Source organism: Crossiella sp. CA-258035, assembly GCF_030064675.1.
In the GTDB taxonomy this organism is placed as follows: Bacteria; Actinomycetota; Actinomycetes; order Mycobacteriales; family Pseudonocardiaceae; genus Crossiella.
Window position 1 is genome coordinate 6,330,651 of record NZ_CP116413.1, and the last position, 14,317, is coordinate 6,344,967.

At 71.9% G+C, this 14,317-nt stretch carries 13 protein-coding genes; 10 read left to right on the forward strand and 3 right to left on the reverse strand.

Going from position 1 to position 14,317, the window contains the following annotated elements:
• Positions 1-68 precede the first annotated feature (68 nt).
• The 3 genes from N8J89_RS28370 (at position 69) to N8J89_RS28380 (ending at position 3,674) form a co-directional block, all read left to right on the forward strand.
• On the forward strand, positions 69-1,892 hold the full coding sequence (locus tag N8J89_RS28370) for a class I SAM-dependent methyltransferase (protein ID WP_283660061.1): 1,824 nt from the start codon (positions 69-71) through the stop codon (positions 1,890-1,892).
• Positions 1,893-1,897: 5 nt separating this feature from the next.
• Entirely contained in the window at positions 1,898-2,923 is a 1,026-nt protein-coding gene (locus N8J89_RS28375; protein ID WP_283660062.1) for a class I SAM-dependent methyltransferase, read from the forward strand.
• A gap of 121 nt (positions 2,924-3,044) precedes the next feature.
• Positions 3,045-3,674: a lytic polysaccharide monooxygenase auxiliary activity family 9 protein gene (locus N8J89_RS28380; RefSeq protein WP_283660063.1), complete on the forward strand. Its 630-nt coding sequence runs from the start codon at positions 3,045-3,047 to the stop codon at positions 3,672-3,674.
• Positions 3,675-3,716: 42 nt separating this feature from the next.
• Here the strand turns inward: N8J89_RS28380 and N8J89_RS28385 are convergent, their stop codons facing one another.
• Entirely contained in the window at positions 3,717-4,331 is a 615-nt protein-coding gene (locus N8J89_RS28385; RefSeq protein WP_283660064.1) for a DUF3558 domain-containing protein, read from the reverse strand.
• Positions 4,332-4,676, reverse strand: coding sequence for a hypothetical protein (locus N8J89_RS28390; RefSeq protein ID WP_283660065.1), 345 nt, complete (start codon positions 4,674-4,676; stop codon positions 4,332-4,334).
• 437 nt (positions 4,677-5,113) lie between these two features.
• Between N8J89_RS28390 and N8J89_RS28395 the strand changes: the two genes are divergently transcribed.
• From N8J89_RS28395 to N8J89_RS28425, 7 genes are all read left to right on the forward strand, one after another.
• Complete coding sequence (locus tag N8J89_RS28395) at positions 5,114-5,620, forward strand: hypothetical protein (RefSeq protein WP_283660066.1); 507 nt, start codon at positions 5,114-5,116, stop codon at positions 5,618-5,620.
• A gap of 63 nt (positions 5,621-5,683) precedes the next feature.
• Positions 5,684-6,214, forward strand: a complete 531-nt coding sequence (locus N8J89_RS28400; protein ID WP_283660067.1) for a hypothetical protein — start codon at positions 5,684-5,686, stop codon at positions 6,212-6,214.
• Positions 6,192-7,379 carry an MAB_1171c family putative transporter gene (locus N8J89_RS28405; protein WP_283660068.1) on the forward strand — a complete coding sequence of 396 codons (1,188 nt, stop codon included), beginning with the start codon at positions 6,192-6,194 and terminating at the stop codon, positions 7,377-7,379. Before N8J89_RS28400 ends, N8J89_RS28405 begins: the two co-directional genes overlap by 23 nt.
• The gene (locus N8J89_RS28410; protein WP_283660069.1) at positions 7,376-8,140 is read left to right on the forward strand and encodes a methyltransferase domain-containing protein; all 765 of its coding nucleotides are present in this window, start codon (positions 7,376-7,378) and stop codon (positions 8,138-8,140) included. Before N8J89_RS28405 ends, N8J89_RS28410 begins: the two co-directional genes overlap by 4 nt.
• A 34-nt stretch (positions 8,141-8,174) precedes the next feature.
• The gene (locus N8J89_RS28415; RefSeq protein ID WP_283660070.1) at positions 8,175-9,926 is read left to right on the forward strand and encodes a PHP domain-containing protein; all 1,752 of its coding nucleotides are present in this window, start codon (positions 8,175-8,177) and stop codon (positions 9,924-9,926) included.
• A 155-nt stretch (positions 9,927-10,081) separates the two neighbouring features.
• Positions 10,082-11,695: a PHP domain-containing protein gene (locus N8J89_RS28420; RefSeq protein WP_283660071.1), complete on the forward strand. Its 1,614-nt coding sequence runs from the start codon at positions 10,082-10,084 to the stop codon at positions 11,693-11,695.
• On the forward strand, positions 11,692-12,183 hold the full coding sequence (locus N8J89_RS28425) for a hypothetical protein (RefSeq protein WP_283660072.1): 492 nt from the start codon (positions 11,692-11,694) through the stop codon (positions 12,181-12,183). Before N8J89_RS28420 ends, N8J89_RS28425 begins: the two co-directional genes overlap by 4 nt.
• Positions 12,184-12,187: 4 nt before the next feature.
• Here the strand turns inward: N8J89_RS28425 and N8J89_RS28430 are convergent, their stop codons facing one another.
• Complete coding sequence (locus N8J89_RS28430; RefSeq protein WP_283660073.1) at positions 12,188-14,062, reverse strand: AfsR/SARP family transcriptional regulator; 1,875 nt, start codon at positions 14,060-14,062, stop codon at positions 12,188-12,190.
• Positions 14,063-14,317: the final 255 nt, after the last annotated feature.

Sequence of the window (14,317 nt, forward strand, 5' to 3'; positions counted from 1 at the left end):
GGGCGGTAACCGGCGCGACACGCTGACGATGATCGGGTTCGCGGCCCTGGCGGCGCAGGATTCTTGACATGTCGCCACGTCGTCGCTGGATCCGCCGCCTGGTGCACGCCGCCGTCCTGGGCTTGCTCGCCGCCGACACCGCGCAGCTGCGCAGGCGGCTGGCCGCCCTGCCGGTGCTGCGCGAGCAGCTCGGCCCGGCGCACGAGGGCGCGGTGGCCGTCGCCGAGGGCGTCACCCTGACCGCGGCCACCATGGCCGCCGCGCAGGCGCACCGGCACCGCGAACAGCTCGCCAGCCTCGACCTGGTGCCCGCCGACCTGCCCACCGCGCAGGCCCTTGACCTGCTGCGGGAGGTCGATCCGGCCACCTGCCGACTGGACCGGCTGACCGCGGGCCGCACCGCGGCGCACGCCATCGCCGCCGACGCCGACCTGCTCGCCGAGGTCGGCCTGTCCGCCCGGCCCAGCGCCCCCGAGCTGGCCACGGCCGCGCTGGAGCTCAAGCTGCACGCCCCGGCCGACACCGCCTGCGCGGTCGCCCCCGGCCTGGCCGCCGCCCCCGCCGTGCGCGCCCAGGACGCCGCCGTCCAGCAGGCCGCGCACGGTCCCGGCCTGGCACTGCACCTGCTGCTGCGCGCCGCGGTGCTGACCGCGCTGGCCGCCACCGCGCTGACCGGCCGCAAGTGGGCGGCCGGGCTGCTGGCCGCCTGGTCGGCGCAGCCGCTGCTGGTCTTCGCGGGCAGCCGTGGGCTCAGGCCGGCCGACCTGCCGCGCGCCTGCCTGACCAGGGTGGTGGCCGAGCCCGCCCGGCTGGTGCGCACCCTGGTGGCCACCGCCCCGGCCCGCGCCGAGCGCACCGCCGCGATCGCCACCAGCCGGATCGCCTACCGCGCTGACCTGGCCGCGGGCACCGGCCGCTTCTTCCACCGGCCGCGCCGGGACTGCCCGTGGTGCGGCTCGGCGCAGCTGCGGCGCAGGCTGGTGGCCACCGACCTGCACACGCACAAGCCCGGCCGGTTCGTCCTGGACGAGTGCCGCGGCTGCGGGCACGTCTTCCAGAACCCCCGGCTCACCGAGGCCGGACTGGAGTTCTACTACCGGGACGCCTACGACGGGCTCAACGAGCACGCCGTGCAGTCGGTGTTCGCCACCCGCCGCGAGTACTTCCTCAGCCAGGCCCGTTCGCTGCTGCGGCACGGCAAACCCGAGCGCTGGCTGGACGTCGGCACCGGGCACGGCCACTTCTGCAACCAGGCCAAGGAGATCTGGCCGCAGACCAGCTTCGACGGGCTCGACCTCAGCAGCGGGGTGGAGCTGGCGCGGCGGCGCGGGATCCTCGAGCACGCCTACCGCGGCCTGTTCCCCGACCTGGCGCCGACGCTGGCCGGTCGCTATGACGCGGTGAGCATGTTCCACTACCTGGAGCACGCCACCGACCCGGTCGGCGAGCTGCGCGCCGCGCACCTGGCGCTGCGGCCCGGTGGTCACCTGGTGATCGAGGTGCCCGATCCGGACTGCCGGTTCAGCAGGCTGCTCGGCCGGTTCTGGGGTGGCTGGCTCCAGCCCCAGCACCTGCACATGTACCCGATGCGCAACCTGCGCGCCAAGCTCACCGAACTGGGCTTCACCGTGGTCGGCGCCCAGCGCCGCGAGGCGGGCGCGCCGGACCTGACGGTGGCCGCCTGGCTGCTGGCCAACCACCTGGCGCCCCGGGCGGACCAGCCGTGGCAGGACCGGGCGCCCGGCGCGGCACAGCGGGTGCTCAGGGGCGCGGCGCTGACCGCGGCCACCCCGGTGCTGCTCGCGGCCGCGGCGGCCGACCGGCTGCTGGAGCCCGCGGCCGAGGGCTTGCGCATCTGCAACGCCTACCGGCTGATCGCCCGCCGGGACTGACCACTATGGACAGACGAGCGGAGTACGCCGCCGAGCTGGCCGAGGGCCTGGCCAGGTTCTTCCAACCGCGACGGGCCACCTGCCCCTGGTGCGGCTCGACCCGGATCACGCTGCTGCTGCGCAGCCCGGACCTGGTGCAGCGCAAGCCGGGCCGCTTCCAGCTGGACCGCTGCGCCGACTGCGCGCACGTCTTCCAGAACCCCTGCCTGTCCGCCGCGGGCCTGGCCTTCTACTACCGCGACTTCTACGACGGCCTCGGCGAGCGGATGATGGACGTCACCTTCAGCGTGCAGGCCCGCACCTACCGGGAACGCGCCGCGCTGGTCGTGCCGCACGCCGACCCGGCCAGCTGGCTGGACGTCGGCTGCGGGCACGGCCACTTCTGCCGCACCGCGCGCAAGGTGTTGCCGCGCACCAGCTTCGACGGCCTGGACTTCGGCGGCGGGGTGGAGCTGGCCCGCGACCGGGGCTGGATCCGGCGCGGCTACCGCGGCGAGTTCCCCGCGCTGGCCGCGGAGCTGGCCGAGCGCTACGACGTGGTCAGCATGCACCACTACCTGGAGCACAGCACCGACCCGCGGCGCGAGCTGGTGGCCGCGCTGAAGGTGCTGCGCCCCGGCGGCCTGCTGCTGGTCGAGGTGCCGGACCCGGAGTCGGCTTGGGCCAGGCTCACCGGCCGCTACTGGATCGGCTGGCTGCAGCCACAGCACCTGCACTTCGCGCCGAGGGCGAATCTGCGCGCCGCGCTCACCGAGCTGGGCTTCACCGTGCTCAGCGAGTCCACCGACGACCCGGCCCACTCCCACGGCCTGCCCACCGCGATGATGCAGATCTCCGGCGAGCTGGTCCCACCGCCGGAGCGCCCCTGGCTGCCGCGCCCCACCCGGACCAGGCGACTCGCCCGGGCCCTCGGCCTGCTGGTCTCCGTGCCGCTGATCGCCCTGGCCGTGGTGGCCGGCTGGCTGCTCGGCCCACTGGCCCGCCGCTACCGGCTGCACCACAACTACCGGCTGGTCGCCCGCAAGAGCTGAACTACTCCAGTCAGCCCCTGGTGTAATTGGACTAGACCAGACAGCATGACAATCGTTGTCTCCCAGCCCTTCCGCCGCCGCGGGGGACCTTCGAGCTTCCCTGACATCGAAGGACGAGGCCATGATCAAACGCGGACAAGGGCTGCTCCTGCTCGCCCTGGTGCCCATGCTGCTCACCGTGCTCGGCGCCCAACCTGCCGCCGCCCACGGCACCATGCTGTCCCCGGTCAGCCGCGCCTACCAGTGCCGCTGGCACGAGAACCCGGAAAACCCCACCTCAGCCGCCTGCAAAGCCGCCGTGACCACCGGCGGCACCCAGGCCTTCTACGACTGGCACGAGGTCAACCTGGCCAACGCCGCCGGCAACCACCGCACCCTCATCCCCAACGGCAAACTCTGCAGCGCAGGCCGCGACAAGTACCGTGGCCTGGACCTGGCCCGCACCGACTGGGCCACCACCCAGCTGACGGCAGGCGCCGCGGTGAGCTGGCAGTACCGGGCCGCGGTACCCCACCGCGGGCACTTCGAGCTGTACGTCACCCGCAACGGCTACAACCCGGGCTCGCCACTCCAGTGGTCCGATCTGGAGCGGTTCCACACACAGGCGGATCCGCCGTTGGTGAATGGGAGCTATCAGCTGAGCGCGCGGTTGCCGGCGGGGAAGAGCGGACGACACCTGATCTACTCGATCTGGCAGCGCTCGGACAGTCCGGAGGCGTTCTACACCTGCTCGGACGTGAACTTCCGCTGAGCCGTGAGAGCCGCTGCGCCTGTTTCGGCGCAGCGGCTCTTCTCAGCCCTTGAGGGTGGCGAGCACCATCTCGCCGATGGCGGTGGCTCGCGGACACGGATTGTTTCGGTCCGGCGCGCCTACTGACAACGAGACGTCAACGGAGACCACGGTCTTCTGCGCGGTGGCGATCTCCAGCCGGCAAACTCCGAGGTCGCGAGCATCAGAATCAAGCGCAATGACGGCGGGGTAACCCGCGACCTGCACCGGCTCCCACACCTTGAAATTGGACTTCTGCGCGTAGAGCTGAGCGATTCCGCCGATCTGGTTGTTCACCGTGACCGCGAAGCTGTTCTCCGCCGGCGTGCTGCTGGCCTCCCAGGCGCAAGACGGGCCAAGCGGGCTTTCCCGAGGCGCCCCCCGGACACCGGCAGCCACCTGCTTTGACTGCACCTGCGCCGCGGTCAGCATGCCGCACGGGTTGCTCGCGAACCGATTGGTGTCCAGATCCGGCGAAGGCACAGTGGGCACGTCGGCGGGCACAGAGCTCGATGAGGCGGGCGCGCCGCTCGCCGACGCGGAGGTCGGAGTCGGGCCAGGTGCGCCACCGCATCCCGCCAACAACAGTCCGGCGATCAGTCCAACGACCGACAGCGCACGCGTTCCCTGACGAGTCACTCATCCCCCCGGCTTGAATGTGCTCTGATTGCCGCCTTCAGTCCCGAGATACTGATCACGGACGGCCTTCAACTTCCGGACCATCGTATCGAGGGCGTCGGCATACGCCTTGTTGGCCCTGGTGTGCGTTCCTTCTTTGTCATCGACGGTGCGCTCGATGATCTGACGAATCGCATTGCGGCTGTAGTCCTCCTCGCTGGGAGGCTGCCGCATCGAGGCGGTGTCGCGCGCCAGTCGCCCGATCTCCAGCACCTTCCCCTTGGCCTGCTCCAGTCCAGCGATCAGCCCATCCAGCTGTCCCACGTCGACCGTGAACTTCGAACCCCCGCCGAAGTCGATCGACACCTTGGTCTCCCAAGGAGCCATGGCAATTTCCCCCGTCCCCTGGCAAATCTCTCCCAAGGGCACCGTAACGAAAGCTCCGCCGCCACCGGAGCCGATCAGCACAGGATGCACTCACCCCGGGGACAACATCACCCGGACGGCGGCTGGAGGAGCTGGGAACGCGCTGGAAGAACCGCTGTGCCTTCCCTCGTAACCCCGGGCACAGCGGTTCCTTCCCCAGAACCAGCGAACCACGGTGTCGGACGCGGTGCGCTGCAAGCGGGATCGCCACGAACGGAGAAGACCCCCAGGTACCTCTCGTTCTCCCGCCATCCGCTGGAGCGGACGTGATGACCGCATTAGCGTACGCTCACCGATGGGCGGGTTGTCAACCCTGGCGGACGCGTGAACAATCAGGGCGTACTCCTGATTCGCCATGGCGGACACTCCACCACGTCGTGTCCGCCACCGACATCGAGGAAACGTCTCGTATGGATCCCGGCCAGAACGAAGGGCTCGAACCCGCGGAGGGGCAGCTCGCGCGCAAGATCAACCACCTGATCGCGACGCTGTACCCGGACAAGCGCACGCGTCCCGGCTTCGCCAAGCTGGCGCAGGAGATCCGTGAGAAGACCCGGTCCTCCATCTCCAACACCTACCTGTGGGAGCTGGCCACCGGGAAGAAGCGCAACCTCACCCAGGGAACTCTGGCCACGCTCGCGGAGTTCTTCGGTGTGCCCAGCGAGTACTTCCTCAACGACGAGGTGGCCGCGCGCATCGACACCCAGCTGGAGCTGGCCCTGGCGCTGCGCAACCAGAAGGTCCGCTCGATCGCGCTGCGGGCCGAGGGGCTCTCCGACGCGACGCTGGACTCGATCCTGACCATGCTCACCCAGGCCCGCAAGATCGAGCGGCTGCCCCCACTGGACACCGGCCGCGACCGGCGACCAGAATCAGACGGATAGCCGCCCGGTATGAGGCATGTCTGCTCGTTCCGCAGGTGTCCCATCGGAAAATATGGCGAGGCGATGACCACTCGGCAGATCCGCAAGAGATGCCAGGCGCTGGTCGACGGACTGACCCTGCCGGTCCCCTTCTCGGTCGACGCCCTGGTGGAGGAGCTGGCCGCGCAGCGCGGGCGGCCGATCCACCTGCTGGCGCTGCCCAACGGCATGGTGGTCAACGCCTGTGGGCTGTGGATCGCCACCGAGACCCACGACGAGATCTACGTCGAGGAGAAGACCACCCCGCTGCACCGGGAACACATCATCCTGCACGAGATCGGGCACATCCTCTGCGACCACGAGGCCGCCGAGGAGGGTGGGCAGGTGTCGCTGTCGAAGTTCCTGCCCGACCTCAGCCCGGAGCTGATCGAACGGCTGCTCGCGCGCACCAACTACACCAGCCAGCAGGAGCAGGAAGCCGAGCTGGTGGCCAGCCTGATCCGCACCGCCGCCGGCACCCGCACCGGACCGTCGGCCGCGGGCGGGGCACTGGGGGAACTGGAAGCCGCACTGGGGATCCGCAACAAGGGGCGTGGGGACAATTTCGGTCTATGAGCTGGGCACCCAGGTCCAGCTGTACGGCGTGCTGGCGATGTGGGTGGTCATCCTGCTGCGGATCCCCGCGGCCAGGAGGTCCCGCCAGCAGCGGATGCTGTTGCTCGCCGTGGTGGGCATGGCGGGCTCCATCACCATCTACCTCGCGCCGGTGCTCTCCGCGCTGAACGCGTTGCCGGGCATCGTGATCGCCGGCTGTGGCCTGTTCACCAACCTGTGGGGCGTGTTCAGCTCCGCGCTGGTGCTGGACTTCGTGCTGGGCGCGCTGGGCAGGCGCCGGGCGAAGCTGGTCTACGGCGGCACCGCGGCGGTGCTGGTGACCCTGGTGGCGCTCAACCTGACCGCCTTTCCCAACGACGAGGGCTGCGTCACCACCAACCAGGCGCAGTGGTACTCCACGTTCTGGTGGATCATCATCGCCGCGCACCTGGTGGCCAAGATCCCCTGCCTGCTGCTGTGCCTGCGCTACGCCCACCAGGCCAGGCAGGACTCCTCGCTGCGGATCGGGCTCGGCCTCTTCGCCGCGGCCTTCGCGGTCTCGGCGTTCTTCTGGCTGACCATGCTCTACGTGCTGTTCACCGGCGAACGCTGGATCGGCCAGTACTCCGCGCTCAACATCGGCCTGACCGCGGTGCTGATGACCGCGGGCGCGGCCCTGCCGCTGGTGCTCGACACCGGGCAGATGGTGCGCAACATGCGCGCGCTGTGGCGGCTGTGGCCGCTGTGGCGGGACCTGATCGAGGAGGTGCCGCACGTCGCGCTGAGCAGGCCGCAGGCCCGTGCCCGCGACCTGCTGGGCACCCCGCACTCGACCTACCTGCGGCTGTACCGGCGGGTCATCGAGATCAGGGACGCGATGCTGATCCTGCGCGACTACGTCAGCCCGGAGACGGTGCGGCGGGCGCAGGCGCACGTCGAGGCCGCCGGGGTGCCCTCGGCGGAGCGGCAGGCGGCGGTGACCGCGTGCTGGCTGGCCGCGGCCCGGCGGGCCAAGAACGCCGGGGTGGCCCCGGACCCGAACCCCCTCGATGTGGCGCAGCTGCCCGGTGACGGGCTGCCCAGCGAGATCGACTTCCTGCTCGCGGTGGCGCGGGCGCGGACCCAGCCGTGGGTGGCCACCTTCGAGGCGGCCGGCTCGGACCAGGGCGCGGGGAAGCAGGCGTGAGCCGCTACACCGACAGCGCGCTGGGCAAGGACTCCGCCACCGAGCACGACCGGCTCACCTCGATCCAGCGGGCCGCCGACGCCGGCACCCACCGCGTGCTGGAGTCCCTTGGGCTGCAACGGGACTGGGACTGCCTGGACCTCGGCGCGGGCGCGGGCTCGATCGCCAGGTGGCTGGCCGAGCAGTGTCCACAGGGGACGGTCGTGGCCAACGACATCGACACCCGCTACCTGACCGACCTCGGCAACGCGGCGCAGCAGGCCGACATCACCGACCCCGGCTACGCGCCCGGCCGGTTCGACCTGGTGCACGCCCGTTACCTGCTCTGCCACCTGCCCGAACGCGACGAGGTGGTGCGCAGGGCGGCGACCTGGCTCAAGCCCGGTGGCTGGCTGGTGGTCACCGACCCCTACCAGCTGCCCGCGGAGACCTCGCCGTTCCCGGTGGTGCGGCGGATCATGGCCGCCTACGAACAGGTCTACGCCCGGCACGGCGCGGACCTGCACTGGGCGCGCGGCCTGCCCGCACTGCTGGCCGGGGCCGGGCTGGGCGAGGTCGGCTACACCGGGACGCTGGGCAGCATGGGCAACCTGGACAAGGACCGCTGGCGGCCGCTGGTCGCACAGGTCAAGCCCGCGATGCTAGCCGAAGGTCTGGTCAGCGAGTCCGATACAGCGGAATTTGAGAGATTGTTGAACAGCCCTACCTTCATCGACATCCCACAGTTCACGATCTCGGTGTGGGGGCGCGCCGTCGGCTGACCCCCGGCTCGATCTCGCACTGGGGAGTTTGTCGATGGGTCATCACCACCACGGGCACGGCCATGGGCACGGCCACGGTCATGGGCACCAGCACGACCACGATCACGAGCACGGCCATGACCACGATCACGAGCACCAGGCCGGTCCCGACCACGCGGTCGACCTGGAGATCCCCGACTCCGAGCTGAGCCCCGGCCAGCTGTCCCGCCGGTCCATGCTGCGCCGCACGGGTCTGCTCGGCGCGGGCCTGGCCGCCGGGTCCTCGGTGCTCACCGGGGCCGCGGCCGCCGACCCCGACCGCGGGCAGCACCGGCCGCCGCGCGGCGGCTACCGCTGGCTGGCCGGGGACCACCACATCCACACCCAGTACAGCCTGGACGGCCGCTACCGGGTGATCGACCAGGTCCGGCACGGCCGCAACTACGGCCTGGACTGGATGGTGATCACCGACCACGGCGGCACCACGCACGCCCGGATCGGCGTGGAGAAGATCCACCCGGACATCCTGGCCGCGCGCAAGGACGTGCCGGACGCGCTGGTCTTCCACGGCATGGAGTGGAACGTGCCGGCCGCCGAGCACGGCACCGTGATCGTGCACCCCGGCGGGGACGGCGAGGTCGCCGTGCTCAAGGAGTTCGTCAACAACTACGACGGCATCCTGAAGAACGCGCTGAGCGGCACCCCGGCCAACGAGACCCTGGCCATCGCCGGGGTGAACTTCCTGGCCGACGCGGTCAAGCGCAAGCGGGTCGAGGACATCCTGTTCCTGGCCAACCACCCCGCGCGCAAGGGCTGGGACTCCCCGCACGAGCTGCGCAACTGGCGGGACGCCGCGCCGCACATCGCGGTCGGCATGGAGGGCGCGCCCGGTCACCAGGCCGCCGGCATCCCCAAGCCGCACGGGCCCGGCCTGTTCCGCGGCTACTACGACGCCAGCCCCGGCCCGGACTCCTGGCCCGGCTACCCGCTGGAGTCCTACCGCACCTACGGCGGCTTCGACTGGATGACCGCCACCGTCGGCGGCGTCTGGGACAGCCTGCTGGCCGAGGGCAAGCCGTGGTGGATCACCGCGAACTCCGACTCGCACACCATCTACGCCGACGCCGCGGTGCGCGGCCCCGGCGGCGACTTCGACCGCGACGGCAAGTGGCCGGACCCGGTGCACGGCGGCGCGCCGGACCTCAACGAGGTCGACTTCTTCCCCGGCTACTACAGCCGCACCCACGTCGGCGCCACCGACTTCAGCTACCGCGCGGTGATGCACGGCATCCGCGCCGGGCGGGTCTGGGTCGACCACGGCGCGCTGGTCGCGGGCCTGGACGTGCAGCTGCGCACCGCCGGGCACGGGTTCCAGCACTCGGCCACCCTGGGCGGCACGCTCACCGCGCGCCGCGGCACCCCGGTGGAGCTGGTGATCACCGTGGACCAGGCGCGGCTGCCGAACTGGGCGCACTTCGTGCCCAAGCTGGCGCGGGTGGACCTCATCCAGGGCAAGGTCACCGGGCCGGTCACCGACCGGGACGCCTCCACCGCCCCGGACACCAAGGTGGTCAAGGCCTTCGAGGTCGGCGCGCGGCAGGGCAAGCTGCGCTTCGTCTACCGGATCGGCGCCCTGGACGGGCCGATCTACCTGCGGCTGCGCGGCACCGACGGCAACCGGCAGGCCGTGGGCCTGCGCGGGGCCGCGGTCGACCCGCACGGCCCGGCCATGGACGTGCCGCACGACGCCGACCCGTGGCGGGACCTGTGGTTCTACACCAACCCGATCTGGGCGGTGCCGGTGTGAGTGCGGCTGAAGCGGGACCGGGTGGCCACCGGGGGGACCCGGGTGGTTCGCCCGGTGTTCACCCGGCCCGCTGAAGCTGTGCGCTCATGGGCCACGGACATCACCATCCACATGTTCACCAGCATGAACACGCTCACACGGAGGAGTCGGCCGCGGTGCTCGACCGGGCGGTGCCGGACGAGGCGCTGAGCCCGGCCGAGCTGTCCCGGCGCTCGATGCTGCGCCGCGCCGGGCTGCTCGGCGCGGGGCTGGCCGCCTCCTCGACCGTGCTGGCGGGCACCGCGGCGGCCGCGCCCTCGGCCCGGCCGCCGCGCGGCGGCTACCGGTGGCTGGCCGGGGACCACCACATCCACACCCAGTACAGCGACGACGGCAAGTACCGGGTGATCGACCAGGTCCGGCACGCGGGCGCGCACGGGCTGGACTGGGTGGTGATCACCGACCACGGCGGGCCGGTGCACGCCAAGCTCGGCGTGGACAAGGTCAACCCGGACATCGTGGCCGCCCGCCGGGACACCGAAACCCTGGTGTTCCAGGGCCTGGAGTGGAACATCCCGGCCGCCGAGCACGGCACCGTGATCGTGCACCCCGGCCGCAACGAGGTCTCGGTGCTCAAGGAGTTCGAGACCGGCTTCGACGGCCGCACCCGCAACGCCGGCGCGCCCACCGCGGCCAACGAGGCGCTGGCCATCTCCGGCCTCAACTTCCTGGCCGACGCGGTGGGGCGCAAGCGGATCGAGGACGTGCTGTTCCTGGCCAACCACCCCGCGCGCAAGGGCCTGGACTCCCCGCACGAGATCCGCGGCTGGCGGGACGCCCAGCCCAGGATCGCGGTCGGCATGGAGGGCGCGCCCGGCCACCAGGCCGCTGGCATCCCCAAGCCGCACGGCCCCGGCGGCGCGCGCGGCCTCTACGACGCCAGCCCCGGCCCGGACTCCTGGCAGGGCTACCCACTGGAGTCCTACCGGACCTTCGGCGGCTTCGACTGGATGACCGCCACCGTCGGCGGCCTCTGGGACAGCCTCCTGGCCGAGGGCAAACCCTGGTGGGTCACCGCGAACTCCGACTCGCACAAGGTCTACGCCGACACCGCCGTGCGCGGCCCGAACACCGACTACAACGCCAACGGCAAGCACAGCGACCCGGTGCACGGCGGCAAGCCCGACCTCGACGCGGGCGACTTCTTCCCCGGCTACTACAGCCGCACCCACGTCGGCGCCAGGGACCACTCCTACGGCGCGGTCCTGGAGGCGATCCGCGCGGGCCGGGTGTGGGTCGACCACGGCGCGCTGGTCGCGGGCCTGGACGTGCAGCTGCGCACCGCCGACCGCTGGGGCCAGCAGTCGGCGCCCCTGGGCGGGGTCCTGCACGCCCGGCGCGGCACCAAGCTCGAACTGGTGATCACCATCGAGGCGGCCCGGCTGCCGAACTGGGCCTCGTTCGTGCCCAAGCTGGCGCGGGTGGACCTCATCCAGGGCAAGGTCACCGGGCCGGTCACCGACCGGGACGCCACCACCGCCCCGGACACCAGGGTCACCCAGGCCTTCGAGGTCCGGCAGGAAGGCACACTCCGGATCGTGCACCAGCTGGGCAGGTTGGACAGTCCGTTCTACCTGCGGCTGCGCGGCACGGACGGCAACCGGCAGGCGGCCGGGCTGCGTGGGGCGTCAGTGGACCCGCACGGCCCGGCCATGGACGTCATCGGCGACGCTGACCCGTGGAGGGATCTGTGGTTCTACACCAACCCGATCTGGGCGCTGCCCTGGTGACCGGGGTCGACCGCGGCAGCAAGGACCTGGCCGCGGCCGACCACCTGGCCCGCGAGCTGGTCGCGGAGTTCGGTCTGCCCGAGGGGGTCCTCGTGTGCACCCACTTCGTGCGCACGGACACCCCGCACGTGGCGCTGTCCTTCGCGGCCCCGGCGGGCTACCCGGGCGAGCTGCCCGCCGACGACTCGCCGGGGGCGGAGCTGGCCGCGGCCGAGCACCGGTCCCGCACCGCCGGGCGGGCGGTGATCTTCCCCGGCTCGGCCGGACTGACCGGGGCGGTGCCGGTGGCGCGGGTGCTGGACACCGCGATCGAGCGGATCGCGGTGCTCGGCGGCCCCGAGCCCGCGCCGGAGGCGGTGCTGCACACCAGGGACCACGTCCGCCCGGAGTGGCGGGAGGGCGTGCTCACGCTGACCGTCACCCCGTCGGGCGAGGGCCTGGCCCCGTTCGAGGTGCCCAACCCGACGCCCTGCTGCGTCGACCACTAGCTGATCAGCGGTCGCTGGGGGTGCTCGCCAGCGGGAACCCCAGCGGCCGCTCGTCCAGCACGCCTGCCGCGGCCAGGGCGCGGGCGGCCAGCTGCATCAGCGGGTGGAAGCGGTAGCGGAAGTAGGCGCCGTGGTTCTCCGGTTCGGTGGAGGCGACCTCGGCGAGCTGGAACTCCACCAGGCGTTCCAGCACCGCCTCGGCGGCGTCCTCGTCGATGTTGAGCGCCAGGGCCGCCTGCTCCACCGAGATCGGGCCGCCGGGCAGCGAGCCCAGGCGGACGAAGGCGGTGCGGTAGCGGCCCGCCAGCAGGCGGTAGTTGGCCTCCACGCTGGCCCGCACGTCCAGCTTGCCGCTGGCCAGCTCGCGCAGCCGCTGGTCCTCGGAGACCAGGCGGTCGGTGAGGCGGCCGATGGACCAGTGCGGGCGCAGGGTCAGCCGGGTGGCCGCCGCCAGCAGGGCCAGTGGCAGGCCGCCGCAGAGCTCGACCAGGGTCTGCGCGGAACCGGGGTCCTGCTCGACCCTGGGCGCGCCGATGACCGAGCGCAGCAGCTCCAAGGAGTCGGTGGCGTCCAGCGGGGTGAGGTCGACGGTGAGCGCGGCGCCGTGGAAGGGGACCCGGCGGCGGCAGGCCACCAGCACCGCGCAGCCGGGGCCGCTGGGCACCAGCGGGGCGATCTGGGCGGCGCTGCACGCGTTGTCCAGCACCACGACCACCTTGCGCTGCACCGTCCAGCTGCGGAAGAGCTGGCTGCGCTCGCGCAGCTCGGTGGGCAGCGGGGTGTTCGGGCCGCGGATGGCCCGCAGGAAACCGGCGAGGGCCTCCTCGGGCTCGGTCTCGGCGAGGTCGGCGTAGAGCTGGCCGTGCGGGAAGCGGGCCCGCACCCGGTTGGCCACGTGCGTGCAGAACGCGGACTTGCCCACCCCGGGCGGGCCGACCACCGAGACCACCGGCGGCGCGCTCTGCGACCCCGCGGTCAGCAGCGACTCCGCCTCGGTCAGCTCCCGGACCCGGCCGACGAAGGACGGCAGGTCCGGCGGCAGCTGCGCGGGCGGCTCGGCCCAGCCGGGGGCCGGGCGGACCTGGGTGGTCAGCGGCGGCGCCGGTTCGGTCTCGTCGCCGCCGTTGAGCAGGGTGCGGTGCAGGCGCTGGAGCTCGGGGCCGGGTTCCAGGCCGAGGCGGTCCACCAGGGTGGCGCGCAGGCGCTGGAAGACGCGCAGGGCCTCCGAGCGGCGGCCGGAGCGGTGCAGGGCCAGCATCAGCTTGGTGTGCAGGCCCTCGTGCGTGGGGTGCGCCTCGGCCAGGGTGGTCAGCTCGCCGATGAGCTGGTGGTGGCGGCCGAGCATCAGCTCGACCTCCATCCGCTGGTCGGTCACGCTGGCCCGGCTCTCCGCCAGGCGGGCCACGTGCCCGCGCAGCACCGGGCCGGGGTCCACATCGGACAGCGCGGGGCCGCGCCAGACCGCCAGCGCGCCGCGCAGCGAGTCGGCGGCCTCGTCCAGCAGGCCGTTCTCCAGCTCGCCCCGGCCGCGCTGGGCCAGCTCGGTGAAGCGCTGCACGTCCAGGGTGCCCGAGGGCAGCGTCAGGGAGTAGCCGACGCGGTGGGTGTGCAGCACCACGGAGGCCGACTCGGGGGCGTTGCGGCCGGTGGCCCCGAACAGCTTGCGCAGGTGGGAGACGTAGGTCTGCAGGGTCGTGGTGGCGGTTGGCGGCGGGGTTCCGTCCCACAGCTCGGCCATGAGCTCGTCCACGCGCACGACACTGTTCGCGCTGACCGCGAGAAGAGCTAGCACCTGACGCAGTTTTGGTGGGCTCGGCGTGATGGCCACCCCGCCGCGCAGCACCTCCAACTGGCCGAGCACGGACACTTGGATGTTCATCTACCTCCACGTTCCGGACCCCCGCGAGGGCACAGCACGCACTGGTATACCGCACTTACTCACTCGATTGGTGCAATTATGCTTGGTCTATCGAGTGAAGGGAAATCATCCTCGATCGAACATCAGGTGTCATGCGCGATGCTTAGAGATTCTTTAATCGCGAGAATCACCCGAAAGAGCCGCCGTCAGGGGGTTCCCATCACGGGTCAATCACGGTATGACGGCGGCTAATCCGAGTTTCCATCATATTGCCCT